Source organism: Pseudomonas sp. JE3303 (genome assembly GCF_056312565.1).
In genome coordinates this window covers 210,108-233,898 of record NZ_JBWGIF010000005.1, presented here as the reverse complement: position 1 = coordinate 233,898, position 23,791 = coordinate 210,108, and the positions used below count along the sequence as shown (strand labels likewise).

Annotated in this window: 27 protein-coding genes and 1 riboswitch; of the genes, 15 read left to right on the top strand and 12 right to left on the bottom strand. The window is 65.0% G+C overall.

Going from position 1 to position 23,791, the window contains the following annotated elements:
- Window positions 1–70 precede the first annotated feature (70 nt).
- Entirely contained in the window at window positions 71–955 is an 885-nt protein-coding gene (locus AC0ZZU_RS09445) for a sugar nucleotide-binding protein (RefSeq protein ID WP_476340292.1), read from the top strand.
- The gene (locus AC0ZZU_RS09440) at window positions 948–1,883 is read left to right on the top strand and encodes an NAD-dependent epimerase/dehydratase family protein (RefSeq protein WP_476340290.1); all 936 of its coding nucleotides are present in this window, start codon (window positions 948–950) and stop codon (window positions 1,881–1,883) included. Before AC0ZZU_RS09445 ends, AC0ZZU_RS09440 begins: the two co-directional genes overlap by 8 nt.
- 44 nt (window positions 1,884–1,927) lie before the next feature.
- Here AC0ZZU_RS09440 and AC0ZZU_RS09435 read toward each other — a convergent pair whose 3' ends face one another.
- The 5 genes from AC0ZZU_RS09435 to AC0ZZU_RS09415 form a co-directional block, all read right to left on the bottom strand.
- On the bottom strand, window positions 1,928–2,611 hold the full coding sequence (locus AC0ZZU_RS09435) for an OmpW/AlkL family protein (protein ID WP_476340289.1): 684 nt from the start codon (window positions 2,609–2,611) through the stop codon (window positions 1,928–1,930).
- A gap of 110 nt (window positions 2,612–2,721) precedes the next feature.
- Window positions 2,722–3,246 carry a DUF3299 domain-containing protein gene (locus tag AC0ZZU_RS09430; protein WP_476340288.1) on the bottom strand — a complete coding sequence of 175 codons (525 nt, stop codon included), beginning with the start codon at window positions 3,244–3,246 and terminating at the stop codon, window positions 2,722–2,724.
- A gap of 9 nt (window positions 3,247–3,255) precedes the next feature.
- A complete protein-coding gene (locus tag AC0ZZU_RS09425; protein ID WP_476340286.1) occupies window positions 3,256–4,521 on the bottom strand; it encodes an ABC transporter permease in 1,266 nt (421 codons plus the stop codon).
- Window positions 4,521–5,240, bottom strand: a complete 720-nt coding sequence (locus AC0ZZU_RS09420) for an ABC transporter ATP-binding protein (protein ID WP_476340284.1) — start codon at window positions 5,238–5,240, stop codon at window positions 4,521–4,523. The genes AC0ZZU_RS09425 and AC0ZZU_RS09420 overlap by 1 nt, the downstream gene beginning before the upstream one ends.
- Complete coding sequence (locus AC0ZZU_RS09415; protein WP_476340282.1) at window positions 5,241–5,789, bottom strand: DUF2796 domain-containing protein; 549 nt, start codon at window positions 5,787–5,789, stop codon at window positions 5,241–5,243.
- Window positions 5,790–5,918: 129 nt separating this feature from the next.
- Between AC0ZZU_RS09415 and AC0ZZU_RS09410 the strand changes: the two genes are divergently transcribed.
- Window positions 5,919–6,275, top strand: coding sequence for a hypothetical protein (locus tag AC0ZZU_RS09410; protein ID WP_476340281.1), 357 nt, complete (start codon window positions 5,919–5,921; stop codon window positions 6,273–6,275).
- A 42-nt stretch (window positions 6,276–6,317) separates the two neighbouring features.
- Here AC0ZZU_RS09410 and trxA read toward each other — a convergent pair whose 3' ends face one another.
- Both trxA and AC0ZZU_RS09400 read right to left on the bottom strand, forming a co-directional pair.
- Window positions 6,318–7,190 carry a thioredoxin gene (trxA, locus tag AC0ZZU_RS09405; protein ID WP_476340280.1) on the bottom strand — a complete coding sequence of 291 codons (873 nt, stop codon included), beginning with the start codon at window positions 7,188–7,190 and terminating at the stop codon, window positions 6,318–6,320.
- Window positions 7,191–7,260: 70 nt separating this feature from the next.
- A complete protein-coding gene (locus AC0ZZU_RS09400) occupies window positions 7,261–7,713 on the bottom strand; it encodes a YbaY family lipoprotein (RefSeq protein WP_476340279.1) in 453 nt (150 codons plus the stop codon).
- 104 nt (window positions 7,714–7,817) lie between these two features.
- On the opposite strand from AC0ZZU_RS09400, the gene nrdR reads away from it, so the two are divergent.
- The 11 genes from nrdR (at window position 7,818) to AC0ZZU_RS09345 (ending at window position 16,121) form a co-directional block, all read left to right on the top strand.
- Window positions 7,818–8,282: a transcriptional regulator NrdR gene (gene nrdR / locus AC0ZZU_RS09395; protein WP_476340277.1), complete on the top strand. Its 465-nt coding sequence runs from the start codon at window positions 7,818–7,820 to the stop codon at window positions 8,280–8,282.
- Between the two features lie 2 nt (window positions 8,283–8,284).
- The gene (gene ribD, locus AC0ZZU_RS09390; RefSeq protein ID WP_476340276.1) at window positions 8,285–9,415 is read left to right on the top strand and encodes a bifunctional diaminohydroxyphosphoribosylaminopyrimidine deaminase/5-amino-6-(5-phosphoribosylamino)uracil reductase RibD; all 1,131 of its coding nucleotides are present in this window, start codon (window positions 8,285–8,287) and stop codon (window positions 9,413–9,415) included.
- A gap of 42 nt (window positions 9,416–9,457) precedes the next feature.
- A complete protein-coding gene (locus tag AC0ZZU_RS09385) occupies window positions 9,458–10,123 on the top strand; it encodes a riboflavin synthase (RefSeq protein ID WP_476340275.1) in 666 nt (221 codons plus the stop codon).
- Between the two features lie 18 nt (window positions 10,124–10,141).
- A complete protein-coding gene (gene ribBA, locus AC0ZZU_RS09380) occupies window positions 10,142–11,233 on the top strand; it encodes a bifunctional 3,4-dihydroxy-2-butanone-4-phosphate synthase/GTP cyclohydrolase II (RefSeq protein WP_476340274.1) in 1,092 nt (363 codons plus the stop codon).
- Between the two features lie 91 nt (window positions 11,234–11,324).
- Complete coding sequence (gene ribH / locus AC0ZZU_RS09375; protein ID WP_476340272.1) at window positions 11,325–11,801, top strand: 6,7-dimethyl-8-ribityllumazine synthase; 477 nt, start codon at window positions 11,325–11,327, stop codon at window positions 11,799–11,801.
- Window positions 11,798–12,298 (top strand): transcription antitermination factor NusB, encoded by a 501-nt coding sequence (nusB, locus tag AC0ZZU_RS09370; protein WP_158460584.1) that lies wholly within the window; start codon window positions 11,798–11,800, stop codon window positions 12,296–12,298. The genes ribH and nusB overlap by 4 nt, the downstream gene beginning before the upstream one ends.
- Before the next feature lie 18 nt (window positions 12,299–12,316).
- Window positions 12,317–13,282 carry a thiamine-phosphate kinase gene (thiL, locus tag AC0ZZU_RS09365; RefSeq protein ID WP_476340271.1) on the top strand — a complete coding sequence of 322 codons (966 nt, stop codon included), beginning with the start codon at window positions 12,317–12,319 and terminating at the stop codon, window positions 13,280–13,282.
- Window positions 13,279–13,782: a phosphatidylglycerophosphatase A family protein gene (locus AC0ZZU_RS09360; protein ID WP_476340270.1), complete on the top strand. Its 504-nt coding sequence runs from the start codon at window positions 13,279–13,281 to the stop codon at window positions 13,780–13,782. The genes thiL and AC0ZZU_RS09360 overlap by 4 nt, the downstream gene beginning before the upstream one ends.
- 14 nt (window positions 13,783–13,796) lie before the next feature.
- On the top strand, window positions 13,797–14,567 hold the full coding sequence (locus AC0ZZU_RS09355) for a substrate-binding periplasmic protein (RefSeq protein ID WP_476340268.1): 771 nt from the start codon (window positions 13,797–13,799) through the stop codon (window positions 14,565–14,567).
- A 109-nt stretch (window positions 14,568–14,676) separates the two neighbouring features.
- Window positions 14,677–15,294, top strand: coding sequence for a GTP cyclohydrolase II (gene ribA / locus AC0ZZU_RS09350; RefSeq protein WP_476340267.1), 618 nt, complete (start codon window positions 14,677–14,679; stop codon window positions 15,292–15,294).
- An 8-nt stretch (window positions 15,295–15,302) separates the two neighbouring features.
- Window positions 15,303–16,121 carry a cobalamin-binding protein gene (locus AC0ZZU_RS09345; protein ID WP_476340265.1) on the top strand — a complete coding sequence of 273 codons (819 nt, stop codon included), beginning with the start codon at window positions 15,303–15,305 and terminating at the stop codon, window positions 16,119–16,121.
- Here the strand turns inward: AC0ZZU_RS09345 and AC0ZZU_RS09340 are convergent.
- From AC0ZZU_RS09340 to ribB, 5 genes are all read right to left on the bottom strand, one after another.
- Window positions 16,099–17,979, bottom strand: coding sequence for a TonB-dependent receptor domain-containing protein (locus AC0ZZU_RS09340; RefSeq protein WP_476340263.1), 1,881 nt, complete (start codon window positions 17,977–17,979; stop codon window positions 16,099–16,101). The genes AC0ZZU_RS09345 and AC0ZZU_RS09340 overlap by 23 nt on opposite strands.
- A gap of 215 nt (window positions 17,980–18,194) precedes the next feature.
- Window positions 18,195–20,090: a 1-deoxy-D-xylulose-5-phosphate synthase gene (dxs, locus tag AC0ZZU_RS09335; RefSeq protein ID WP_476340262.1), complete on the bottom strand. Its 1,896-nt coding sequence runs from the start codon at window positions 20,088–20,090 to the stop codon at window positions 18,195–18,197.
- A 94-nt stretch (window positions 20,091–20,184) separates the two neighbouring features.
- A complete protein-coding gene (gene ispA / locus AC0ZZU_RS09330; RefSeq protein ID WP_476340260.1) occupies window positions 20,185–21,072 on the bottom strand; it encodes a (2E,6E)-farnesyl diphosphate synthase in 888 nt (295 codons plus the stop codon).
- Window positions 21,069–21,311 carry an exodeoxyribonuclease VII small subunit gene (locus AC0ZZU_RS09325; protein ID WP_158460593.1) on the bottom strand — a complete coding sequence of 81 codons (243 nt, stop codon included), beginning with the start codon at window positions 21,309–21,311 and terminating at the stop codon, window positions 21,069–21,071. Before AC0ZZU_RS09325 ends, ispA begins: the two co-directional genes overlap by 4 nt.
- 99 nt (window positions 21,312–21,410) lie before the next feature.
- On the bottom strand, window positions 21,411–22,061 hold the full coding sequence (ribB, locus tag AC0ZZU_RS09320) for a 3,4-dihydroxy-2-butanone-4-phosphate synthase (RefSeq protein WP_476340258.1): 651 nt from the start codon (window positions 22,059–22,061) through the stop codon (window positions 21,411–21,413).
- A gap of 74 nt (window positions 22,062–22,135) precedes the next feature.
- A riboswitch (FMN riboswitch) is annotated at window positions 22,136–22,280 on the bottom strand.
- A 106-nt stretch (window positions 22,281–22,386) separates the two neighbouring features.
- Between ribB and AC0ZZU_RS09315 the strand changes: the two genes are divergently transcribed.
- Window positions 22,387–23,592, top strand: a complete 1,206-nt coding sequence (locus tag AC0ZZU_RS09315; protein WP_476340257.1) for an RtcB family protein — start codon at window positions 22,387–22,389, stop codon at window positions 23,590–23,592.
- Window positions 23,593–23,791 lie beyond the last annotated feature (199 nt).

Here is a 23,791-nt window from a genome sequence, read left to right as displayed (position 1 = left end):
GGACTTCCCTCGCAGGAAACCGCAATAATGTTCGCTTTCCTCAATCAACCTGTTCGGATCTGCTGACTCTATGCGAATGCGCCTGATGCTATTGGGTGGTGGAAGTGCCCTCGGGCAAGCGCTGATTCGCCTCGGGGCCGAGGAGGATGTGGCCTTCATCGCGCCGCGTCCACCGGACACCGGCTGGAATGCGGCGAGCCTGACCCAGCTGCTCGATGACACCCGTCCGGATGCGCTGATCAACCTGGCTTACTACTTCGACTGGTTTCAGGCCGAGTCGGTCAGTGAGCAGCGCCTCGCCCAGCAAGAGCGGGCAGTCGAGCGGCTGGCCGAGCTGTGCCAGCACCACGAGATCAAGCTGGTGCAGCCGTCGAGCTACCGGGTGTTCAACGGCCTGCGGGCGACCGCCTACAGCGAGAAAGACGAGCCCGCGCCGTTGGGCCTGCGTGGCCAGGCCTTGTGGCGAATCGAGCAAAGCGTGCGCGCCACCTGCCCGCAACACGTGCTGCTGCGCTTTGGCTGGGTGCTCGATGAGACCATCGATGGTGCGCTGGGACGTTTTCTGACCCGCGCCGAGCAACCCCACGAACTGCTGCTGGCCGACGACCGGCGTGGCAATCCGACGCCGGTGGACGACGCCGCTCGGGTGATCCTGTCGGTGCTCAAGCAGCTGGACTGCGCCGCGCCGCTGTGGGGCACCTATCATTACGCTGGCAACGAAGCGACCACACCGCTGGCGCTGGGGCAAGCTATCCTCAGTGAGGCGGCCCAGTGGCACAAGCTGGCCGTGCAGACCCCAACCCCGCAAGCTCACGCCTCGCGGCCCGATGCGAGCGACGAGCCGCAGCACGCGGTGCTGGCCTGCAGGAAGATCCTCCACACGTTTGGCATCAAGCCCCGCGCCTGGCGCGCTGGCTTGCCGCCCCTACTGGACCGATTCTATCGTCATGGCTGATGCCCCAATTCTGATTACCGGTGGTGCAGGATTCATCGGTTCGCACTTGAGCGATGCGTTGCTGGCCAAGGGTCATGCGGTACGCATCCTAGATGATCTCTCGACCGGCAAGCGCGCCAACCTGCAACTGCAGCACCCGCGCCTGCAACTGATCGAAGGCGATGTCGCCGACGCCGCGCGGGTGGCCGAGGCTGCCGCCGGGTGCCAGGCCGTAGTCCACCTGGCAGCGGTGGCGTCGGTGCAGGCCTCGGTCGAGGACCCGGTCAAGACCCACCAGAGCAACTTCATCGGCACCCTCAATGTCTGCGAGGCCATGCGCCTCAATGGCATTCGCCGCGTGGTATATGCCTCGAGCGCGGCGGTGTACGGCAACAATGGCGAAGGCCAGTCGATCACCGAAGACACGCCAAAGGCGCCGTTGACCCCTTACGCGGTGGACAAGCTGGCGGGCGAGCAGTACCTGGATTTCTACCGGCGCCAGCATGGCCTGGACCCGGTGGTGTTCCGCTTCTTCAATATCTTCGGGCCGCGCCAGGACCCTTCCTCGCCGTACTCGGGGGTGATCAGTATCTTCGCCGAGCGGGCCACCCAAGGTACGCCGATCACGGTCTTCGGCGATGGCGAGCAGACCCGCGATTTCCTTTATGTCGGCGACCTGGTGCAGGTCATGCTCCGGGCACTCGAGCTCGACGAGGTGCAGGAGGGTGCGGTCAACATCGGCCTGAACCAGGCCACCTCGCTCAACCAGTTGCTCGCAGCGCTGGAGCAGGTGGTCGGCAGTCTGCCCCCTGTGAATTACGGCGCATCGCGCTCGGGTGATATTCGCCATTCGCGGGCTGACAACCAGCGTCTGCTGGCGCGTTTCGGCCTGCCTGAGCCGACTTCCATGGTCGATGGTCTCGCCAGCCTTCTAGGCAAGGCGCAGTAACAAAAAAACGGCGATTTGATCGCCGTTTTTTTATACGTCCGAACTCAGAACTTGTAGCCGATACCGACCATGTAGACCCACGGGTCGACATCCACATCGACCTTGGTCTTGCCCACGCCCAGGGCGGATGGGCCGTCGATGGTCGCCTTGGTGTCGATGTCGACGTACCACACCGCGGCGTTGACCAGCAGGTTGTCGGTCACCATGTAGTCCATTCCCAGTTGGCCGGCGATGCCCACCGAATCCTGCAGCTTCATGTTGCTGAAGCCCTGTTGCTTGCGAGCGCTGCTCAGGTCTTCATCGAAGAACAGGGTGTAGTTGATGCCGACGCCAGCGTAAGGCTGGAATCTGGACGAGGCTTCCATCGGGTAGTACTGCAGCGACAGGGTCGGGGGCAGTTGCTTGATATCGGCGAGCTTGCCGTCCAGGCCGCCACCCAGGCCCTTGACGCCCACGGTGTGCTTGAACGGTGTGGCCGCCAGCAGCTCAAGGCCGACATGGTCGGTGAGCATGTAGGCGAAGGCCAGGCCCAGCTGGGTGTCGCTGGTCAGGGTTGCCTTGGTGCCAGACATCCTGGCACCGTCGAGTTTCAACTCGCCGCTGTCTTCATTCGGGGCAGTGGTGATGGCACCGGAACGGATGATGAAATCGCCAGCCTGGTGGGCGTTGGCAACAGGCGCGGCGAGGGCAAGGGCGACGAGCGAGGCGCCGAGCAAGGACTTGTTCATGGAAGCTCCCAAAGGACGTCAAAAATTTTGTGGCCCAATGGTACGGAGCTGTTTAACCACCAAACTTGATCTGGCTCAATGAAAGGTGCGTCCTAGACGGGACGCAGTTCTCATTCCAGCTCATAAACGTAGATTTTCTCGGCTTCCATCCGGTAACCGGCGTCGGCCAGTTCGCTGCGGGTGGCCGCGACCTGCATCTGTCCTTCGATCCAGTAGGGCTGGTAGAGGTCTTCTACGCGCACGCCCATTTCGCTGAAGATATGCACGATCTGGTTCGACGGTGGCGGCGGCACATGGATGCAGGCACCGTAGTAGGGGACCAGCAGGAACTCGGTGGTCCGGCCTTCCTCGCTGACCTCCAGTGGCACGATGTAACCCGGCAGCTTGATCCGCTGGCCGTCGAGTGACTTCACCACCGGGGCGTCAGGTGCCTGCTGGCTGGCCGCTGGCGCGGACTCTGCGGCCAGGGCATCCCCGAGCTGGGACAGTTGCGAGAGGTCGTGCAGCGGGGTCAGCTGCGGTTCGATGCGCGGTGCGCCGTCGGGAATCAGCTGTGGCCAGTCGAGGGTACGCGGCTCGCCGGCCCACAGCGGGGTGACGGCGAACAGCAGGAGCAGCAGCAAGGCGCGGGTCATGTGAGCTTCTCAGAGGTGAATGGACAGGCCGTCGGCCAGCGACTGCCGGTAGGCGCGCCAGGCCGGCACGCTGCCCATGAGCAACGCTGCGCCAAGAATGACCGCCAGCAGCGCCCATTCATGGGCACTCGGCCAGGCCAGCGGCAGGTACAGGCCGTAGTTGGTCTGGACATAGCCTTGGGCCACGGCGATTCCTGTGTAGAGCAATCCCAGCCCGGCGGCGATCCCGCACAGCGCCAGCGCCAGCGCTTCGAGCACCAGCAGGCCGGCGATATGCCAAGGGCGTGCGCCGACTGAACGCAGGATGGCCATCTCCCGCCGCCGCTCGTTGAGGCTGGTGAGAATGGCCGTCAGCATGCCGATCAGCCCGGTCAGCACCACGAACAGCGACACCACGAACAGCGCCTGTTCAGCGGTGCCCATCAGGCTCCACAGCTCCTGCAGGGCAACGCCGGGCAAGATCGCCAGCAGCGGCTCGTTGCGGAATTCATTGATCTCCCGCTGCAGGCTGAAGGTCGCGATCCTGCTGTTCAGGCCTAGCATGAATGCGGTGATGGCACTCGGCTGCAAGTCCATGCCGCGTGCCTGGTCAGCGCTGATGCGCCCGCCGCCACGAGCCGGCACGCCGTTGTGCCAGTCGATGTGGATAGCCTCCATGCCGCCTAGCTCGATATGCAGGGTGCGGTCGACCGGCGTGCCTGTGCGGGCCAGCACGCCCACCACGGTAAACGGCTTGTCGTCGTGCTTGACCAGGCTGATCGCCGCCACGCCATGGGCCAGCACCAGCTTGTCGCCCAGCTTGTAATGCAGTGCATGCGCGACCTCCGCGCCCAGCACCACCTCGAAGGGATCGTCAGCGAAGACGCGTCCCTGGCTCAGTTGCAGATGCTGCCTGCGTCCGTACTGGTAGTGCGCGAAGTACTCGGCAGTAGTGCCCATCACCCGGTAGCCCCGGTGTGAATCGCCCAGCGAGACAGGGATCGCCCACTTCACCCGTGGATCCTTCGCGTAGTGTTCGAAACTGTCCCAGCGGATGTTGTTGGTGGCATTGCCGATGCGAAATACCGAGTACAACAGGAGGTTCACCGAGCCGGAGCGGGCGCCGACGATCAGGTCGGTGCCGCTGATGGTGCTGGCGAAGCTGGCGCGGGCCTCGGTACGCACGCGCTCCACGGCCAACAGCAGGCATACCGACAGGGCGATGGCAAAGGCCGTGAGAAAGGCGGTGAAACGCCGGTTGGCCAGGCTGGCCAAGGCAAGATGGAACAGGTACATCAGGCCTCCTGGGGCAGGTGCGGCGTGGCTGCCCGATTGAGCTCGGCCAGGGACAGGTGACGGTCGAACAAGGGCGCCAGGCCCTGGTCATGGCTGACGAACAGCAGGCTGGCACCGGCGCCGCGGCACTCCTCGAACAGCAGCCGGATGAAGGCTTCGCGGGTATCGGCGTCGAGCGCCGAGGTGGGTTCGTCAGCGATCACCAGCTCCGGTTGGCCGATCAACGCGCGCGCGGCCGCCACCCGTTGCTGCTGGCCGATCGACAGGCTGTCGGCACGCCGGGCGAGCAATGCCGGGTCGCCGAGGCCCAAGTGCGCCAGCAGCTGGCCGGCCGCCTGGTCGATGCTGCCGTGACGCTGGATCGCGCGCTCGGCACGGCTGCACGAAAAACGACAAGGCAGCTCGACGTTTTCGCGCACTGACAGGAAGGGCAGCAGGTTGAACTGCTGGAAGATGTAGCCCGTGTGATCGACCCTGAACCGATCGCGGGCGCCCTGGCCCAGCTCGCCCAGGTCCTGGCCCAGCAGGCGCACGCTGCCCTGGGCCGGACAGTTCACCCCGCCCAGCAGACCGAGCAGGGTGGTCTTGCCACTGCCACTGGGGCCCTTCAGAAACAGCGCCTCGCCAGCTTCCAGGCGAAAGTGCGGTATGTCCAGCAGCGGCGGCTGCCTCGGCCAGGCAAAGACCAGGTCATGCAGCTCGATCAGCGGAGGGCGCATTCAGAACGCGACCACGGCCTGGGCCGGACTGGCCTGGGTGCCTTTCTGACCGTTGGGGCCGATCAGTTGCACATTGATCTTCTGGGTGGCCGGGAAGGCGCTGAACAGCGGGCCGAGATCCAGTTGAGCAAGCTTGCCCGGCTGGCTGCAGGTGATCTGGTAGTGGGCATGGATATCGGTGTGCTCGTGGCCAGCGGCCTGCGCATCGCCGAACAGCGGGCTTTGCAGGTCTTCGGCGCTCTCGCTGCAACCGGCGTCCTTGGCCAGGCCGAACAATTTCAGCGGCTGCTCCAGCTGCTGGCGCACCGCGGCGACCTTGGCCTTGTCGGCGTCGGTACTGGCGGCATGCTCGAAACCGACGAGGTTCATTGCCGGGCTGTCGAGTTCCAGTTCCAGCGCATTGCCATCCAGTGCGACGTTGAGGCTGGCAACCCCGTGCTCGTGGGCGCCGAGACTGCCGTGCTGGTGATCATGATCGTGCTCGTCGTGGGCATGGGCCGCGGCCAGGGGGAGCAGGGCAAAGGGCAGGGCGAGCAACAGGCGGCGCATGGACGACTCCGGGGAGGATGCGGAAGGATTCGTAATGTTATAACAAGTTTTGCCGGGCGCACCAGTGCGCTTGGCGATGCCGAGTGCGCATGGGAGCATGTGAGCATGTGACCCGTAGAGGATAGAACCGTGAGAATTCGAGGAAAGATCGGCGAATGGCCGGTGGACCTGACCATTGAGCTGGAGCCGGCGGAGTGGGCGCAGCTGGGACGTCAGCTGGAAGTGCCTGCCGCAGTCTCGGCTGCGGCCCCGGCGCAAACCGCACCCCGGCAGGACGATGGGCAATGGCTGGCGGCCTGCGACTTGCTGCGGCAGGCCGGCCAGCTCAACGGACCGGCACTGCTGGAGGGCCTGGAGATGCTGACGGGAAGTACATTGACCGGCAAGCGCCTGCTGGTACGGCTGCGCCATAGCGCCAATGTACGAGTGGAGACCGGGGCGGACGCCCCGATCTATCACTGGCTGGATAGGGTTGGCAACCGGTAGCGCTGACGACACTTCTGAAACCGCTGCGGTACCTGTAGGATCTCAGTACAGGGCTGCAAACAGCTTGCGGCGGTAACCTGCCACCAACGGATGATCACTGCCCAGCAACTCGAACACCTGCAGCAGGGCCTTGTGCGGCAAGCCGTTCTCGTAACCCCGGTTGCGCACGAACAGCTTCAGCAAGCCATCCAGCGCAGCATCGTATTGCTGGCGCGCCAATTGCTGGATGCACAGCTGGTACGACGCTTCATCATCCTGGGGGTTCTGCGCCAGGCGGCTCTTGAGCTCGGCGGTTTCGGGCAGGTCGGCAGCCTGGCGCAGGAATGTCAGCTGAGCCTTGGCACCGGCCAGGGCGGCCTTGTGCTCGTCGGTCGTGACGGCATCAAGCACCACCTGCGCTTCACCCAGTTCCCCACGCTCGGCCAAGCAGCGCGCATAGAAGATCAGTGCCTCGGCATTGCTGTTGTCTTCGCCCAGCAGGGCCTTGAGCGTGGCTTCGGCTTCACTGAAGCGGCCTTCGCTGAACAGCGCCTTGGCCAGTTCGAGCGGCGAGGCGGCAACTGGCGCCGGCAATTGCACATGGGGTTCAAGCAGGGCGCGGATGGCCGACTCTGGCTGGGCCCCGGCAAAGCCGTCGACCGGCTGGCCATCCTTGAACAACACCACGGTCGGCAGGCTGCGGATGCCAAAGCGGGCGACGATGTCCTGCTCGATGTCGCAGTTGACCTTGGCCAGCAACAGCTCGCCCTGGTAGCTCTCGGTGATCTGCGCGAGCAGGGGCATCAGTGCCTTGCAGGGGGCGCACCACTCGGCCCAGAAGTCCACCAGCACCGGCTTGTGGAAAGAGTTCTCGATGACCACCTGATCGAAATCGGCGGCGCTGGCATCGAAAATGTACGGCGTGTCTTGGCTCATCGCGAATCTCGCAAATCCTGTAATGGCATAACTATAAAGGCTGGCGCCAGGCGTGGTACAGGCTGACCCTTCATGGCGTCTTTTCGAAACGCAGGGCGCCGGTGGCCTGGGTCTGGGCCTGGCTGATGCGCAGGGCAGGCAGGTGCAGGATCAACTGGCCGGAACGGCTCGCGCGGCCCCGCAGCTCGACGCGTGCGCCCGCCGGGAAAGCCTCGGGGTTGAAACGCAGGTGATAGGGCAGCGGCAGGCCGGTGCCATCCAGGTTGCTGCTCGCCAGCAGGCGCTGGGGCCGGCCGCGGTCATCGATCACCAGCAGTGCCAGCTCGACTTCGGCACCCACCGGCACCTCGAGCAGGGTTCCGCTGAGTTCACGTTGGTAGGCGGGCAGGGGGCCAAGGCCTTCGAGCTTTTTCGCAGCCTTTGGCGCAGGTGCGGCGGCGGGCTGGTCGGGTTTCGGTGCTTCGCTGCTGCAAGCCGCCAGCAAGGCGCCGAGGCAGAGCACTGCAAGCGCTCGGTGGTGCATGGAGAAATCCTTCACGGGCAATTTCAATGGATGGTAACCCCTTTGGCTTGTCTTGCCAGTGGGATGCGCTACCATGGCCCTCCCTTTTTTTGTTGCCTGCCACCATGCACTGTCCGTTTTGCGGTGCCAACGACACCAAGGTCATCGACTCGCGACTGGTCGCCGAAGGCGAACAGGTACGCCGCCGCCGCGAGTGCGTCGCCTGCGGCGAGCGCTTCACCACCTTCGAGACCGCCGAGCTGGTGCTGCCCCGGCTGATCAAGCAGGACGGCACCCGCCAGCCTTTCGATGAAGAAAAACTTCGTGCCGGCATGCTGCGCGCACTGGAAAAGCGCCCGGTCAGCATCGAGCGCCTCGAAGCCGCGCTGGCGCACATCAAGCACAAGCTGCGCGCCACCGGCGAACGCGAGGTCAAGTCGCTGGTCATCGGTGAGCTGGTGATGGCCGAGCTGCGCAAGCTCGACGAAGTCGCCTACATCCGATTTGCCTCGGTCTACCGGCGCTTCCAGGACCTTGACGAATTCCGCGAAGAAATCGACCGCCTGGCCCGCGAGCCAGCCAAAGAGTGACGATGCCCAGCCAGACCGCCATCCTCGATGCCCACTACATGGCCCGCGCCGTGGAACTGGCCCGCAAGGGCCTCTACAGCACCCATCCGAACCCTCGTGTCGGCTGCGTGATCGTGCGTGATGGCGAGGTGGTCGGCGAAGGCTGGCATGTCCGCGCCGGCGAGCCGCATGCCGAAGTGCATGCCCTGCGCCAGGCCGGCGAGCGCGCACGCGGCGCCTGTGCCTACGTGACCCTTGAGCCCTGCAGCCACCATGGGCGCACGCCGCCCTGCGCCGAGGCGCTGGTCACGGCCGGCGTGGCGCGGGTGGTCGCGGCCATGCAGGATCCGAATCCGCAAGTGGGCGGGCAAGGCCTGCGGCGCCTGGCCGAAGCAGGCATCGAGGTCGCCAGCGGCGTGCTTGAAGCCGAAGCGCGCGCGCTCAATCCCGGTTTCCTCAAGCGCATGGAACACGGCCTGCCGTATGTAAGTGCCAAGCTTGCCATGAGCCTGGACGGGCGCACTGCCATGGCCAGCGGCGAGAGCCAGTGGATTACCGGCCCGGCGGCGCGCTCGGCGGTGCAGCGCCTGCGAGCGCGTTCCAGCGTGGTGCTGACCAGCGCCCAGAGCGTGCTGGCCGACAACGCGCGCATGACTGTGCGCGCTGACGAGCTGGGCCTGGATGCCGAGACCACGGCGCTGGCAGTATCGCGCTTGCCGCTGCGGGTGCTGGTCGATGGCCGCCTGCGCCTGCCGCTGGAAGCGCCGTTTTTCCAGGCGGGCCCTGCATTGGTGGTGACCGCCGCCGCGGACGACCCGCGCTACGCCGAGGCCGGCCACGAGCTGCTGAGCCTGCCCGGCGCGGACGGCCAGGTCGATCTGCCGGCGCTGTTGCAGGCCCTGGCCGCGCGCGGGGTCAACGAGATCCTGCTGGAGGCCGGGGCCGGCCTGGCTGGTGCGTTTGCCGAGAAGGGGCTGATCGACGAATACCAGCTGTTCGTCGCAGGCATCTTCCTTGGCTCCAGCGCCCGTCCGCTGCTGGACTGGCCACTGGCGCGAATGAGCGAGGCACCCAGGCTGAAAATCATCGAAATGCGCGCGGTCGGCGAAGACTGGCGGATCACGGCCATCCCTGTTCCGGCCCGCAGCGTATAATTCCAGGCTTGCCACGCGCAGCCCCGTTATCGAGGAGCACACATGTTCACAGGCATCATCGAATCCATCGGCTCCATCCGCAACCTGACCCCCAAGGGCGGTGACGTGCGGGTCTACGTCGAAACCGGCAAGCTGGACCTTGCCGACGTCAAGCTGGGCGACAGCATCGCCGTCAACGGCGTGTGCCTGACCGCTGTCGAGCTCCCCGGCGACGGCTTCTGGGCCGACGTGAGCCGCGAGACCCTCGAATGCACCGCTTTCGACGACCTAAAGAGCGGCAGCCCCGTCAACCTCGAGAAGGCCCTGACCCCGACCACTCGCCTGGGTGGCCACCTGGTGAGCGGCCACGTCGACGGCGTCGGCGAAATCGTCTCGCGCAGCGATAACGCCCGCGCGATCCAGTTTCGCGTGCGCGCGCCCAAGGAACTGGCCAAGTACATCGCCCACAAGGGCTCGATCACCGTCGATGGCACCAGCCTGACGGTCAACCTGGTCGATGGCGCCGAGTTCGAGCTGACCATCGTCCCGCACACCCTGTCCGAAACCATCATGGCCGACTACCGCACAGGTCGTCGGGTCAACCTTGAGGTCGACCTGCTGGCCCGTTACCTGGAGCGCCTGCTGCTGGGCGACAAGGCCGCCGAACCGAGCAAGGGCAGTGGCATCACCGAAAGCTTCCTGGCCGCCAATGGCTATCTGAAATCCTGATCGAGAAGGGGGTGCCGCGTGGCGCTCAACAGTATTGAAGAGCTGGTGGAAGACATCCGCCAGGGCAAGATGGTCATCCTCATGGATGACGAAGACCGCGAGAACGAAGGCGACATCATCATGGCTGCCGAGTGCTGCCAGGCCGAGCACATCAACTTCATGGCCAAGCACGCCCGTGGCCTGATCTGCATGCCGATGACCCGCGAGCGTTGCGAAACCCTCAAGCTGCCGCTGATGGCGCCGCGCAATGGTTCGGGCTTCGGCACCAAGTTCACCGTGTCGATCGAGGCTGCCGAGGGTGTCACCACCGGCATCTCCGCCGCTGACCGCGCCCGTACCGTGCAGGCCGCCGCCGCCAAGGACGCCAAGGCCGAGGACATCGTCAGCCCAGGCCATATCTTCCCGCTGATGGCGCAGCCCGGCGGTACCCTCGCTCGCGCCGGTCACACCGAAGCCGCCTGCGACCTGGCGCGCATGGCCGGCTTCGAACCTAGCGGCGTGATCTGCGAAGTGATGAACGACGATGGCACCATGTCGCGCCGCGCCGAGCTCGAAGTCTTCGCCGCCCAGCACAACATCAAGATCGGCACCATCGCCGACCTGATCCATTACCGGATGATCCACGAGCGTACCGTTCAGCGGGTTTCCGAGCAGCCCCTGGACAGCGAGCTGGGCCAGTTCAACCTGGTCACCTTCCGCGACGCGGTCGAGGGCGACGTGCACATGGCCCTGACCCTGGGCACCATCTGCGCCGAAGAGCCGACCCTGGTGCGCGTGCACAACATGGACCCGCTGCGCGACCTGCTGATGGTCAAGCAGCCTGGCCGCTGGAGCCTGCGCGCCGCGATGAACGCGGTCGCCGAGGCCGGCAGCGGCGTGGTCCTGCTGCTGGGCCACCCGCTCGATGGCGACGTGCTGCTGGCGCATATCCGTGAAAGCGCGGGCGAGACTCAGGTCAAGACGCCGAGCACCTACAGCACCGTCGGCGCCGGTTCGCAGATCCTTCGCGACCTGGGCGTGCGCAAGATGCGCCTGATGAGCTCGCCGATGAAGTTCAATGCGATATCCGGATTCGATCTGGAAGTTGTAGAATACGTGCCCTCCGAGTGACACAGGCCTGATCGAAGTCCTGCCGCTCGTGTCCAAAACCTCCTGCAGGCCGCCTGGTAGCGGCCTCGCTCTTTAAGATGAGAACTCCGGAATGACCCTGAAGACCATCGAAGGTACCTTCATCGCCCCCAAAGGTCGCTATGCTTTGGTGGTTGGCCGCTTCAACAGCTTTGTCGTCGAAAGCCTGGTAAGCGGTGCCGTTGATGCCCTGGTACGCCACGGCGTGAGCGAAAGCGACATCGTCATCATCCGCGCCCCGGGCGCCTTCGAGATCCCGCTGGTCGCGCAGAAAATCGCCCAGCAAGGCGAATACTCGGCGATCGTCGCCCTGGGCGCGGTCATCCGTGGCGGTACCCCGCACTTCGAATACGTGGCGGGCGAATGCACCAAGGGCCTGGCCCAGGTGTCCATGGAATTTGGCGTTCCGGTCGCCTTTGGTGTCCTGACTGTCGATTCCATCGAACAGGCCATCGAGCGTTCCGGCACCAAGGCCGGCAACAAGGGCGCTGAAGCTGCCCTGTCCGCCCTTGAAATGGTCAGTCTGCTGGCGCAGCTGGAGGCCAAGTGATTAGCGACGAAAGCGATCGTTTCAATCCGCGCGATCCCAAGCCGGCCGATGCCGGCAAGCCATCGAAGAGCGTCAAGCGCCGCGAAGCCCGAAAGCTCGCGACCCAGGCACTGTATCAATGGCACATGGCCCGTCATTCGCTGAACGAGGTCGAAGCGCAGTTCCGGGTCGATAACGATTTCACCGATGTCGACGGCGCCTACTTCCGCGAGATCCTTCACGGGGTCCCGGCGATGGTGCAGGAAATCGACAACGCCCTGGCCCCGTGCCTGGACCTGGCGCTCGAAGAGCTCGACCCGGTCGAACTGGCGGTACTGCGCCTGTCCACCTGGGAGTTCATCAAGCGTGTGGACGTGCCGTACCGCGTTGTCATCAACGAAGGCGTCGAACTGGCCAAGGTCTTCGGCGCCACCGACGGACACAAGTTCGTCAACGGCGTGCTCGACAAGTTGGCTCCGCGTCTGCGCGAAGCCGAAGTCAAGGCGTTCAAGCGCTGATCCTGGCGCTGCCGGACCATGGGTGAGTTCGAGCTGATCAGCCACTACTTTGCCGCCGCGCCCTGTGCGCAGGGCGGTGAAGAGGTGGGCCTGGGCATCGGCGACGACTGCGCCCTGCTCAACCTGCCGGCCGGCGAACAGCTGGCTGTCTCGACCGATACCCTGGTCGCCGGCGTGCACTTTCCAGCACAGTGCGAGCCACTGCTGCTCGGCCAGCGCTCGCTTGCAGTGGCCGCCAGTGACCTGGCGGCAATGGGCGCCACGCCCATCGGCTTCACCCTGGCGCTGACCTTGCCCGAGGTCGGCGAGCAGTGGCTGCAGGCCTATGCCGAAGGCCTCGACCGCATGGCCCGCCATTGCGGCCTGAGCCTGATAGGCGGCGACACCACCCGCGGACCCCTCAGTATCACCATGACCGTGTTTGGCCGGCTTCCGGCTGGGCAGGCGTTGGTGCGCAGCGGTGCCCGTGCCGGTGACCTGCTGTGTGTCGGTGGCGAGCTGGGCAATGCCGCCGGCGCCCTGCCGCTGGTGCTGGGCGAGCGCACCGCCGAGGCCGCGCTGGCCGAGCCGTTGCTTGCGCACTACTGGTCCCCCTCGCCGCAACTGGCGCTGGGCCAGGCCCTGCGCGGCAAGGCAAGTGCGGCGCTGGACATCTCCGACGGTCTGCTGGCCGACTGCGGGCATATCGCCAAGGCATCGAAGGTAGCCTTGGAGGTGGACCTCGCCCGGCTGCCGCTATCGCCCGCCCTGCAAGGCCTGCTCGGGCCCGAGGGCGCGCGGCGGGCGGCGCTGAGTGGTGGTGACGACTACGTGCTGGCCTTCACTCTACCCCCACACCATCTATCATCCCTGCAGCAGGACGGCTGGCCGATTCATGTCGTCGGGCGTGTGCTCGACGGTCAGGGTGTCAGCCTGCACGACTGTCAGGGCCGGGACATCACCCCGGCCGTGCGGGGTTACCAACATTTCAGGGAGACACCGTGACCGACCACCCAAAGCAGGTGCCTGCGGAGTTCGTCCCACCTTCGGTCTGGCGCAACCCATGGCACTTCCTCGCCTTCGGCTTCGGCTCAGGCACGCTGCCCAAGGCCCCAGGGACCTGGGGCTCGCTGGTGGCCCTGCCGTTCGTGCCGCTGTGGCAGATGCTGCCGGACTGGGGCTACTGGCTGTTGCTGGGCCTGACCATGCTGTTCGGCTTCTGGCTATGCGGCAAGGTCGCCGACGACTTGCGCGTTCACGACCATGAGGGCATTGTCTGGGACGAGATGGTCGGCATGTGGATCACCCTGTGGCTGGTGCCAGAGGGCTGGCAGTGGCTGCTCGCCGGGTTCCTGATGTTCCGGTTCTTCGACATCCTCAAGCCGTGGCCGATTCGCTGGATCGACCGGCACGTGCATGGAGGCGTGGGAATCATGCTCGACGATGTTCTGGCGGGTGTATTCGCCTGGCTGGGCATGCAGGTGCTGGTCTGGGTTCTGGCTTGACGAAGGAGCGTTGAATGGCCATCAGGTATGTGTTGCTGGCGATGTGGCTTGTACTGACCGCAAATGCTTACGCCGTGGATGAGGACGCTGGCCCACCTGGCCAGGTGCGCCTGGTCAGCGAGGAGTGGATCGACTACACCAATGCCGATGGCACCGGCCTGGCCTGGGATGTATTGCGCAAGGTGTTCGAGCCCGCCGGCGTCGAGGTGAAGCTGCAGACTGCACCGTACAGCCGCTCCGTCGGGCTGGTGAAGCGCGGTGAGGCTGATGCCTGGGTCGGTTCCTACAAGGAAGAGGAAGACGACAACCTCTATCCGCGTTGGCATTACGACATGGACCACATCTACGCCCTGGGCCTGGCCAGCAAGCCCGTGCCGACGCTTGAGGACATCAGCCAGCATCGGCTGGCCTGGGTCCGCGGCTACGACTTCCAGTACTACCTGCCCGGCACCGAAGACTGCCTCAAGGTACAGCATTGCCGCGAAATCCAGCGCCGCGAGGGCATCCTGCCGATGCTTCAGCACAACCGGGTCGACTTCTATATCGACGCGTTGACCGAGGTCGACTATGTGCTTGACCAGGCGTCCAACCCCGCACTGTTTCGCCGGACCCACATCGTCGAGCTGCCGCTCTACCTGGCCTTTGGCAACAATGAACGAGGCAAGGCCCTGCGCGCGGTGTTCGACCAGCGCATGGACTCCCTCGCGCGCAACGGCGAGCTGAAGCCGATATTCGACCACTGGAAGCAGCCGTACCCCTTTGGTGACGAAAGCGCGCCGCGCTAACGATCGAACTTTTCGATCTTGTCTCCCGGTATTCAGCGTGCGCACGGGTGCCGGGCTGCTGATACAATCGGCTCACGTGAAATCCCAAGTTACCAATCAGGAGCACAACGTGCCCGTCGTCTTTGTTGCCGCCTCGAAACTGCCTACTCCTTTTGCAATCTTCACCATGCATGGCTTTCTCGATGAAGCCACCGGCCGCGAGCATGTCGTGCTCAGCCTGGGTGACGTTGCCGATGGCCAGCCGGTTCTGGGGCGCCTGCATTCCGAATGCCTGACCGGTGATGCGCTGTTCAGCCAGCGCTGCGACTGCGGCTCGCAGCTTGAAGGCGCGCTGCAGGCCATTGCCCGTGAAGGCCGTGGCGTGCTGCTGTACCTGCGTCAGGAGGGTCGGGGCATCGGCCTTCTGAACAAGATCCGCGCCTACAAGCTGCAGGATGGCGGCGCCGACACCGTCGAGGCCAACGAGCGCCTGGGCTTTGCCGCCGACCAGCGCGACTACGCCATGTGTCTGCCGATGCTCGAGCACCTGGGCGTGCAGTCGCTGCGCCTGATGACCAATAACCCGCGCAAGGTGAAGGCATTGACCGACATGGGCATCGTGGTCGCCGAGCGTGTGCCGCTGCACACCGGGCATAACCCGCACAACAGTCACTACCTGGCCACCAAGGCCGGCAAGCTCGGCCACATGATGGGCAACGAGCACCAGGGCGAGGCCGGGCCAGCGTGATCCGCGGCATGGGGGGTGCGCGCGGTGTCGTGGTCTTCCTGCTTCTGGCCTTCAGTACATGGGCCAACGCCGGGCTTCGTGTCGTCAGCCTGGCGCCGTCGATGACCGAGATTGTCATCGAGCTTCAGGCAACCGACCTGCTGGTCGGCGTGCTCGATGGCGTCGACCGGCCAACGGCGCTGGAAGGGCTGCCTTCGGTGGGCCGCTACGGGCAGCTGGAAATGGAGCGGCTGATCAGCCTCAAGCCCGACCTGCTGCTGCTCTGGCCCGACAGCGTGGCCCCTGCGCAGCGTGACCAGCTGCAGCGGCTAGGCATCCCCATCTATACCGGCGAGCCTCATGACCTTGATCAGCTGCTTGAGCAGATCGAGGCGATCGGCGTGCGCCTGGACCGCGCGGAGCAGGGCCGTGCCTATGTGGCCGAACGCCGCCAGCGCCTGAGCGAGCTGCGCCAGCGGTATCACCGCGAGCAGCCGCTGCGAGTGTTCTACCAGGTCTGGAACAATCCTCTCTACACCTTGGGCGGCGCCCAGATCATCAGCGATGCGTTGGCGGTGTGCGGGGCGCGCAATGTCTTTGCCGACCTGAAGCAGCCGGCACCGCAGGTCAACATTGAATCGGTCTTGCAGCGTGATCCACAGGTGATCCTGGCGGGCGATGATGCCCATCTGGAGGAATGGAAGGCGTGGCCGGCGCTGAGTGCTGTGTCCCAGGATCGTTTGCTGATCGTGCCGGACAAGGGCCTAGAGCGGCCTAGCGGTCAGATGATCGATGCCACCGCGCGCCTGTGCGCCGTGCTCCAGCCTACAGCGTCGGCGTCCAGGTAAGGCTCAGCAGCCAGGTCCGCCGCTCTTCGCGATAGGCCTGGTTGTCGGTCCCGTAGCTGTAGAGTGCCCGGCTGTAATCCTTGTCCAGCAGGTTGTCGAGCTTCAGCGCCACGCTCACCTCGGGCGTGGCCTGCCAGGCGCCGCGCAGTCCCAGCAGACCATAACCGCCAAGGCGATTGCGGTTGGCTTCGTCATCGAAGCTGCTGCTGACTGCCTGCCAGCTACCACCCACACTGAAACGGTCGAACTGTCGGTCCAGGTCCAGGCTCAGGGTGCGCCGAGCCCGGCGCGCCAAGGTGTGGCCGCTGTCCCGGTCGCGCGGGTCGGTGAAGGCGAGGCCCAGTTCGGCCTGCCAGCCGAACAGCTCCTGATGCAGTGCCATTTCCAGGCCGTTGATCCTGGCCGACGCCACGTTACGCGGGATGGAACCCTCGCCGAAGATGATCGCATCGCGCAGGTCGGTGCGGTACAGCGAAGTCTCCAGCCGGGTGCCGGCGCTGATCTGGCTGCGCCATTGCAGCTCGTAGCTCTTCGAGCGCTCCGGGTCCAGGTCGGGATTGCTGAACTGCGGGTAGTAGAGGTCGTTGAAGGTAGGCGCCCGGAAACCTTCGCTGTAGGACAGCAACACGTCATTATCGGGGTTCAGCGGCAGGGTCAGGCTGGCGCTCCAGGTCGTCTGGCCGCCGAACTGCTGGTTCTGGTCGCGGCGCACGCCGACTTCGGTCGAGAAGTACTCGCCGGTGAAACGGTGCTGGATGAACGCCGCGCGGTTCCAGCGGCTGTCCTCGTCGAAGTCGGTACTTGCATGAACCCGGTCCTGGTACCAGTCGCCGCCCAACAGCAGGCTGTTGCGCCCGTCCAGCACGAGATCGTTCTGCCAGGTGACCTGGTCGCGGTAGGTATTGAACACGCTGGCATCGTCACTGAGTTTGTCGCGTTTGTCGTCGCGGTTCTCGCTGTGGGCCAGTTCCAGGCGCGAATGCCATCGCTCGGCCAGTTGCGCGTCCAGGTAGGTGCCCACGCTGCTGACGTTGAAGTCGGTGTAGGGCTTCTGGCCGAAGCTTTCGAAGGTGACCGGGTCGAAGCGCCCGAACGGGTTGTCGTATTCGCTGCGGCCACGGCTGTCGAGGAGGTTGAGGCCTGCCTCGAAGTTCTCGGTGAAGGTGTGGCTCAGGCTGAAATTGATCGACTGGTTGCGGTACGCATCGTGGTCATCGTCGCTGGCAAACGAAGGCCCGGTGGAGTCGATGCCGGCGGTCTCGTCCAGGCTGGCGCCGAGGTTGAAGCGGGTCGGGCCATCTCCACCGGACAGTCCCAGGCTGGTTTGCCGGGTCTGGTTGCTGCCTGCGGCCAGGCGCAGCCGCGGCTGCAGGCCTTCGCCCGCGTTGCGGCGGGTGAAGATCTGGATCACTCCGCCGATGGCATCGCTGCCATAGATGGCCGAGCGCGAACCGCGCAGGACCTCGACACGCTCGATCTGGTCGATGCCCAGAAACTGCAGGCCGCTGTCCCCGGAAGTCGCATTGGCGATGCGCACGCCATCGACCAGCACCAGGCTTTGCGCGGCCTTGGTGCCGCGGATGAAGATCCCCGGCAGACTGCCCCGGCCGCCGGTGGGTGCGGCTTGCACACCCGGCACGCGGGTCAGCAGGTCGGTCACACTGGTGGGTTGCAGGCGATCGATGTCGGCGCGGGTGAAGACCGTGCTGGCGGCGCTGGTGGCGGTACGCGATTCGACCTGGCGGTTGGCGCTGATCAGTACGTCGGGGAGCTTGAGCGCGTCGTCACGGGTGGCGGGGGCGGCCATCAGGGTCGTGGGGAGGCAGAGCAGCAAAGGGGCAAGACGTAGCGGAGTCATGAGGGCACCAGGTGGAACGGTGGGGGCTGTTCTGGGGCCGCTGCGCAGCCCATCGCGGGACAAGCCCGCTCCCACAGAATGGGATGCCCCCAAGGGTTGGATTTTTTGTCCAACTTCTTGGGGGCAGTCCAGAAGTGGTGCAACACGGCGAACCTGTGGGAGCGGGCTTGTCCCGCGATGGGCTGCGCAGCGGCCCCAGTCAATGACAACTTATCCTACAGCCCGAGCACCGCCATCCGTGCGCGCACCGAAGCCTCGATCCCCTCCGCATCCAGCCCGCACTCGGCCAGCATCTGCGCAGGCTTGGCATGCTCGACATAGATGTCCGGCAGTCCCAGGTGCAGCAAGGGCATCACCACCCCCTGGCCCGCCAGGTACTCACCCACCGCGGCACCCGCGCCACCCATGATGGCGTTTTCCTCGATGGTCACCAGCAGCTCATGGCTGCCGGCCAGTTCACGCACCAGTGCTTCATCCAGCGGTTTCACGAAGCGCATGTCGACCACGGTCGCATCCAGGCCTTCAGCCACCTTCAGCGCCTCGGACAACTGCACGCCGAACACCAGCAGGGCAACCTTGCTGCCCTGGCGGCGCACCACGCCTTTACCGATATCCAGCGGCTCCAGATCACTGCTGATCGCAGCGTTCGGGCCGGTACCGCGCGGATAGCGCACGGCGGCGGGGCCGTTGTAGAGGTGGCCGGTGCTGAGCATCTTGCGCAACTCGTTCTCATCGCTCGGGGTCATCACCAGCATGCCCGGGATGCACCGCAAGAACGACAGGTCGAAGCTGCCCGCGTGAGTCGGACCGTCTTCACCCACTAATCCCGCACGGTCGATAGCGAACAGCACATCGAGGTTCTGCACCGCGACGTCATGGATCAGCTGGTCATACGCACGCTGCAGGAACGTCGAGTAGATCGCCACCACCGGCTTGGAGCCCTCGCAGGCCATGCCGGCCGCCAGGGTCACGGCGTGCTGCTCGGCAATCGCGACGTCGAAGTAGCGATGCGGATACCGCTCGCTGAACTCGACCAGGTCGGAGCCTTCCTTCATCGCCGGAGTAATACCCACCAGGCGCGGATCGGCAGCGGCCATGTCGCACAGCCATTTGCCAAACACCGCCGAATACTTGGGCCCGCCGGCCTTTTTCGGCGCGATGGGCTTGTCCACGGGTTCGAGCTTGGTGATGGCGTGGTAGCCGATCGGGTCGACCTCGGCAGGCGCGAAGCCCTTGCCCTTCTTGGTCACGACGTGCAGGAACTGCGGGCCCTTGAGGTCACGCATGTTGCGCAGGGTGGCGATCAGGGTCGGCAGGTCGTGGCCGTCGATCGGGCCGATGTAGTTCCAGCCCAGCTCTTCGAAGAGCGTGCCGGGGACCAGCATGCCCTTGGCGTATTCCTCGGTGCGGCGGGCGATTTCCCACGCACCGGGCAGCCGCGAGAGGACCTTCTTGCTGCCTTCACGCATGCTTGCGTAAGTGCGGCTGGAAAGGATCTTGGCCAGGTAGTTGGACAAGCCACCGACATTGCGCGAGATCGACATGTCGTTGTCGTTGAGGATCACCAGCATGTCCGCGTTGACTTCCTGGGCGTGGTTCAACGCCTCGAAGGCCATGCCTGCGGTCAGGGCGCCATCGCCGATCACCGCGATCGACTTGCGCGCGGAATTCTGCAGCCGGGCGGCAATCGCCATGCCCAGGGCAGCGCTGATCGATGTGCTGGAGTGACCCACCCCAAAGGTGTCGTACGGGCTCTCGCTGCGCCGCGGGAAGGCAGCGACGCCGTCCTTCTGACGCAGGGTGTGCATGCGCTTGCGGCGGCCGGTGAGGATCTTGTGCGGATAGGCCTGATGACCTACGTCCCACACCAGACGATCGTCTGGCGTGTCAAAGACGTAGTGCAGGGCGATCGTCAGCTCGATCACGCCCAGGCCGGCGCCGAAGTGCCCGCCAGACTGCCCGACGGTATAGAGCAGGTCCTGACGCAGTTCGTCAGCCAGGGTCTCCAGGTCGGCTTCGGCCAGCCGGCGCAGGCCGGCAGGCGTATCAGCGCGATCAAGCAATGGCGTGACCGGGCGTTCGCGGGGGATCTCTTGAAACGTCGTGGGCATCAGGCGAATCGTTATAGGTTTGAAGTGGCGGCAGTTTACCCCATTGTTCGGGAGACTGCCCATTTAGGAGGCCTGTACCGGTGGGTGCGGCGAGTCAGTTGCGCCGCTCGACGATATACCGTGCCAGCGCCCGCAGCGGCTCGGCGGATTCACCAAAGCCTTCCAGTGCGACCAGCGCCTGGTCACGCAGTTCAACCGCGTAGGCCTTGGCCGCATCCAGGCCCAGCAGGGCGGGATAGGTAGGCTTGTCGCGGGCAATGTCGGCTCCCTGGCGCTTGCCCAGGGTCGCGGTATCGCTCTCGACATCCAGAATGTCGTCCTGCACCTGGAACGCCAGGCCGACCGCCCCGGCATACACCTGCAACGCATCGAGCTGTTGCTGCCCGGCGCGCGCGCTGGCCAGGGCGCCCAGGCGCACGCTCGCTTCGATCAGCGCACCGGTCTTGTGCCGATGCATGAACTCCAGCGCGTGCTGGTCAAGCTTCACGCCCACCGAGCCCAGGTCGATGGCCTGGCCACCCACCATGCCTGCCGGGCCCGCCGCCCTGGCCAGCGCCTGCACCATCGCCAGGCGGATACCGTCCACCTGAGGGCTCAAGCGCGAATCGAGCAGCGCCTCGAACGCCAGGCTCTGCAGCCCGTCGCCGGCCAGAATCGCGCACGCTTCGTCAAACGCCTTGTGAGTCGTCGGTTGCCCGCGGCGCAGATCGTCATCATCCATCGCTGGCAAGTCATCGTGCACCAGCGAATAGGCATGGATCAGCTCGACCGCACAGGCCGCGCCGTTGGCATCTTCAGCAGGAGCGCCAAGCGCCTCGCAGGCCGCGTACGCCAGCAGCGGGCGCACACGCTTGCCGCCGTTCATCACGCTGTAGCGCATGGCGGCGTAGAGCCGTTGCAATTCAGGCGTGGGCGCCTTGAACAAAGACTCGAGGGCAGCGTCGACGCGGGCCTGGCAGGTGGACTGGTAGGCGCCGATCATGCCGCGGGGTCCGCGTCGAAGGGCTCGGCGGCGAGCTCCCCGTCACGCTCCAGCAGGACCTGGACCTTCTGTTCGGCCTGGGCCAGGGCGCTCTGGCAGTCACGGGTCAGGCTGATGCCTTGCTCGAAGGCGGCCAACGAGTCCTCCAGCGACAGTTCGCCGTTCTCCAGGCGCTCGACCAGCGTTTGCAGGTCGGCGAGGGATTGCTCGAAATCGATGGAGGCTTTTTTGCGGGCCATGGCAGCTGTCTCGGTGGCGGTATTAACCGCGCGACACTAGCAGAGCAGGGCAGGGGGAGCAAATGTGGGCCGCAGGGCAGCCCACACGAAACGGGAGGATCAGACAGCGATTGCCGCTTCCTGCATCACGGCGACACGGTATTGCGCCAGCTCCTCGATGGTCAGGATCGGCAGCGAGTATTCGCGCGCATACATCATTACCTGCTCGCCACGGGCCATGGTCCCGTCCGGGTTCATCAGCTCGCACAGTACACCGGCCGGACGCAAGCCGGCCAGCCGCGCCAGGTCGACCGTGCCCTCGGTGTGGCCACGGCGAGTCAGCACGCCGCCGTTGCGCGCGCGCAGCGGGAAGACGTGGCCGGGGCTCACGATGTGCCGGTCCTGCGCCGTGGAGCTCAGCGCCGCGGCAATGGTGGTGATGCGGTCCTTCGCAGAAACGCCGGTAGTGATACCTTCCGCCGCTTCGATGGTGACCGTGAAGCCGGTGCCATGGCGGGCCTGGTTGTTCTGCACCATCGGCGCCAGCTGCAGCGCATCGACAGTGGTTTCGTCCAGGCACAGGCAAACGATGCCGCTGCAGTCGCGGATCATCATGGCCATGGTCTGCATGGAGATATTTTCGGCGGCGGCAATGATATCCGCTTCGTCCTCGCGATCATCGTCGTCGAGCAACAAAACCGGCTTGCCGGCCTGGAATGCGGCGATAGCGGCCGCGACATTGGGGTACTGCTGGCGGTGCAAAGGGGACATGAAACGCTCCTCGTTAGAGATCGATGAACGTTTCAGGGCGAACAAAACGCGCGCAGGGGCACAGGGGCCCCGCCTGACGCCTTCTTTCATCCGGACTATGACCGTCGGCTCTGGAGTCTCACCAGATCTGCTGACCCTTGGCCAAAAAGCCAAGGCGCTCGCGGGCTCATCTTTCGATTTACCGCCGGTGGGGACTTGCACCCCGCCCTGAAGACCGGGCAAGCATACAGCACAGTGCCACCCCACTGGCAAGCCATCGGACCACGACCTTTGGTGCAGGTCATACGCGTTATCATGCGGATCAGGCAGTCAGCGGGGTATCAGCATGAACATTCTCGAAGTGGCCGGCGGCAAGCCGATCAAGCTCTGGACCGACGGTGTCCCCGTTGAAGAAGAGGCCCGCCGGCAGCTCATGAACACCGCCAGGATGCCCTTCATCTACAAGCACCTTGCCGTCATGCCCGACGTGCACCTGGGCAAGGGCTCGACCATCGGCAGCGTCATCCCCACCGTCGGCGCCATCATTCCCGCCGCCGTTGGCGTCGATATCGGCTGCGGCATGATCGCCGCCCGCACCTCCCTCAACGCCCGCGACCTGCCCGACAACCTCCACGCCCTGCGCACCGCCATCGAACAGTCCGTACCCCACGGCAAGACCTTCGGCCGCCGCGACCAGGGTGCCTGGGATCACGTCCCCCACCACGCCGACCAGGCCTGGCAGAGCCTCGCCGCCCGCTTCAAGGCGATCACCGACAAGTATCCCCGCCTTGAAAAGACCAACAACCGTCATCATCTCGGCACCCTCGGTGGCGGCAACCACTTCATCGAAGTCTGCCTCGACGAAGCCCAGCGCGTCTGGTTCATGCTCCACAGTGGCTCGCGCGGCGTCGGCAATGCCATCGGCAACCACTTCATCGAGCTTGCCCAGGCCGACATGCGCCAGCATCTGGCCAATCTACCCGACAAGGATCTCGCCTATTTCAAGGAAGGCAGCCGCCATTTCGCCGACTACGTCGAAGCTGTCGAATGGGCCCAGGACTTCGCCCGGCACAACCGCGAGCTGATGATGCATGCCGTCATCGCCGCCGCCCGCAACGTATTGCGCAGGCCGTTTGACGCCAACCTCGAAGCCGTCAATTGCCACCACAACTACGTGCAGCGCGAGCAGCATTATGGCCGCGAAGTGCTGGTCACCCGCAAAGGCGCGGTGTCTGCGCAAAAGGGCCAGCTCGGGATCATTCCCGGGTCGATGGGTGCCAAGAGCTTCATCGTCCGCGGGCTGGGGAATGAAGAGTCGTTCTGCTCATGCAGCCACGGCGCAGGCCGGACCATGAGCCGCACCAAGGCCAAGAGCAGCTTCACCGTGCAGGACCAGCAGCGTGCCACCGCGCATGTAGAGTGCCGCAAGGACAAGGATGTGATCGACGAGATACCGATGGCCTATAAGGACATTGATGCAGTGATGCGCGCGCAGAGTGAGCTTGTGGAGGTTGTCCACACCCTTCGGCAGGTGGTCTGTGTGAAAGGCTGAGCAGCGCCCCTCCAAGACCCAAAGACCGCACATATCCGTGGGCGGTGTGGCGAGCGCAAATCGCAGGCATTAAAAAGCCGGCTTGTGGCCGGCTTCTTGGGGACGGTCTTGGCTAATTTTTGGTAAGCCGCAACCGCCTTAAACTGTTGGCACAAGGCCTGGAAAGAGGGCGGTCGACCTGGTCGGTCGTCGCCTGGGC

Excerpts from the sequence above, each read along its gene's own strand:
- AC0ZZU_RS09420 (WP_476340284.1), bottom strand. The coding sequence starts at position 5,240 with ATGCGCCCTCCGCTGATCGAGCTGCATGACCTGGTCTTTGCCTGGCCG.
- nrdR (WP_476340277.1), top strand. The coding sequence starts at position 7,818 with ATGCACTGTCCGTTTTGCGGTGCCAACGACACCAAGGTCATCGACTCG.
- ribD (WP_476340276.1), top strand. The coding sequence starts at position 8,285 with ATGCCCAGCCAGACCGCCATCCTCGATGCCCACTACATGGCCCGCGCC.
- ribH (WP_476340272.1), top strand. The coding sequence starts at position 11,325 with ATGACCCTGAAGACCATCGAAGGTACCTTCATCGCCCCCAAAGGTCGC.
- AC0ZZU_RS09415 (WP_476340282.1), bottom strand. The coding sequence starts at position 5,789 with ATGCGCCGCCTGTTGCTCGCCCTGCCCTTTGCCCTGCTCCCCCTGGCC.
- AC0ZZU_RS09340 (WP_476340263.1), bottom strand. The coding sequence starts at position 17,979 with ATGACTCCGCTACGTCTTGCCCCTTTGCTGCTCTGCCTCCCCACGACC.
- AC0ZZU_RS09315 (WP_476340257.1), top strand. The coding sequence starts at position 22,387 with ATGAACATTCTCGAAGTGGCCGGCGGCAAGCCGATCAAGCTCTGGACC.
- ribB (WP_476340258.1), bottom strand. The coding sequence starts at position 22,061 with ATGTCCCCTTTGCACCGCCAGCAGTACCCCAATGTCGCGGCCGCTATC.
- AC0ZZU_RS09345 (WP_476340265.1), top strand. The coding sequence starts at position 15,303 with ATGGGGGGTGCGCGCGGTGTCGTGGTCTTCCTGCTTCTGGCCTTCAGT.
- AC0ZZU_RS09445 (WP_476340292.1), top strand. The coding sequence starts at position 71 with ATGCGAATGCGCCTGATGCTATTGGGTGGTGGAAGTGCCCTCGGGCAA.
- AC0ZZU_RS09325 (WP_158460593.1), bottom strand. The coding sequence starts at position 21,311 with ATGGCCCGCAAAAAAGCCTCCATCGATTTCGAGCAATCCCTCGCCGAC.
- ispA (WP_476340260.1), bottom strand. The coding sequence starts at position 21,072 with ATGATCGGCGCCTACCAGTCCACCTGCCAGGCCCGCGTCGACGCTGCC.
- AC0ZZU_RS09385 (WP_476340275.1), top strand. The coding sequence starts at position 9,458 with ATGTTCACAGGCATCATCGAATCCATCGGCTCCATCCGCAACCTGACC.
- AC0ZZU_RS09440 (WP_476340290.1), top strand. The coding sequence starts at position 948 with ATGGCTGATGCCCCAATTCTGATTACCGGTGGTGCAGGATTCATCGGT.
- trxA (WP_476340280.1), bottom strand. The coding sequence starts at position 7,190 with ATGAGCCAAGACACGCCGTACATTTTCGATGCCAGCGCCGCCGATTTC.
- thiL (WP_476340271.1), top strand. The coding sequence starts at position 12,317 with ATGGGTGAGTTCGAGCTGATCAGCCACTACTTTGCCGCCGCGCCCTGT.
- AC0ZZU_RS09430 (WP_476340288.1), bottom strand. The coding sequence starts at position 3,246 with ATGACCCGCGCCTTGCTGCTGCTCCTGCTGTTCGCCGTCACCCCGCTG.
- AC0ZZU_RS09400 (WP_476340279.1), bottom strand. The coding sequence starts at position 7,713 with ATGCACCACCGAGCGCTTGCAGTGCTCTGCCTCGGCGCCTTGCTGGCG.
- AC0ZZU_RS09435 (WP_476340289.1), bottom strand. The coding sequence starts at position 2,611 with ATGAACAAGTCCTTGCTCGGCGCCTCGCTCGTCGCCCTTGCCCTCGCC.
- dxs (WP_476340262.1), bottom strand. The coding sequence starts at position 20,090 with ATGCCCACGACGTTTCAAGAGATCCCCCGCGAACGCCCGGTCACGCCA.
- AC0ZZU_RS09355 (WP_476340268.1), top strand. The coding sequence starts at position 13,797 with ATGGCCATCAGGTATGTGTTGCTGGCGATGTGGCTTGTACTGACCGCA.
- AC0ZZU_RS09425 (WP_476340286.1), bottom strand. The coding sequence starts at position 4,521 with ATGTACCTGTTCCATCTTGCCTTGGCCAGCCTGGCCAACCGGCGTTTC.